1 protein-coding gene is annotated in these 1,157 nt (G+C 49.4%); it reads left to right on the forward strand.

Features of this window, described 5'->3' with window-relative positions:
- Nucleotides 1–127: 127 nt before the first annotated feature.
- The coding region (locus tag DFQ00_RS28690) for an IS1182 family transposase (protein WP_110899779.1) at nucleotides 128–1,157 on the forward strand (1,030 nt) is incomplete at its 3' end.

A 1,157-nucleotide genomic window follows, 5' to 3' on the forward strand; every position in this document is an offset into this window, starting at 1 on the left:
GGGGCTGTCCCATAAGTCATAAAAATGAATTGGGATAGCCCCATTCTCCAAAATTGTGCAACAAAAAGAAACCGTTCCTTGGTAAAATGGAAGTGCGACCCACCATTTATAAAAGGAGACGGTTTCTTTGTACATTCAATATACCATGGATCAACTTTTCTTGCCAATGGATTTGGAGACAGATATCCCCGAAAATCACCTCGTGCGTGTCGTGAACGGGGCCGTTCATCGCCTGAGCGACTCCATTTTCTCCGCCGCATACCCGGGTGTTGGACGTCACAGCTATCATCCCAAAATGCTCACCAAAATCATCATCTACGCTTACACCCAGCGCATCTATTCTTCCCGGCAAATCGCCAAGGCGGTTCGCGAAAATATCATGTTCATGTGGCTCGCCGGGCGGCAGCAGCCAGACTTCCGTACCATCAATCGCTTTCGTTCCGAGCGGATGAAAGAGGTCCTCGAAACCGTGTTTACCCGTGTTTTGGAGTTGCTGGTTCAAGAACAATATGTATCGTTAGATCACTATTTTCTGGACGGAACCAAGCTGGAAGCGAGTGCGAATCGCTACACCTTTGTATGGAAAAAAGCCGTCGTCAAGCACCAAGCCAAGTTGCAAGAAAAAGTACATACCCTGTTTCAAGCCATCGAAGAGGCAGAAAACGAAGAAGATGCCCTCCACACGGGGGCCGACCTGCCTGAACTTGGCGAAGCCTCGGCGCTCACGGCGGACAAGCTCGAGCTAGCCGTCCAGCAATTGGAGGAAAAATTAAGCGAGAAACCGAAAAACAAAACACTCAAGAAAGCCGTACGCCAGTTGCGAAAGGACTTGCTGCCGCGGCTGCAAAAATACGAGCATCAAATCCAAACTGCTGGTGAGCGAAACAGCTACAGCAAAACCGATCCGGACGCCACCTTCATGCGAATGAAAGAAGATCACATGCGAAATGGTCAATTAAAGCCTGGATACAACGTGCAGATCGGAACGGAAAATCAGTTTGTTTTGGGCTACAGTGTGCATCAGCGGCCCACGGACACCAAATGTCTGAAGCCCCATCTGGAGCACCTGGAAGAAATGCTGGGCCGAAAACCGAAGATCGTCATTGCCGATGCGGGGTATGGTAGCGAAGAAAACTACAGCTACCTGGAAGAAAAAA

Origin of the sequence: Paenibacillus barcinonensis, assembly GCF_003217495.1 — a bacterium.
GTDB lineage: Bacteria > Bacillota > Bacilli > Paenibacillales > Paenibacillaceae > Paenibacillus > Paenibacillus barcinonensis.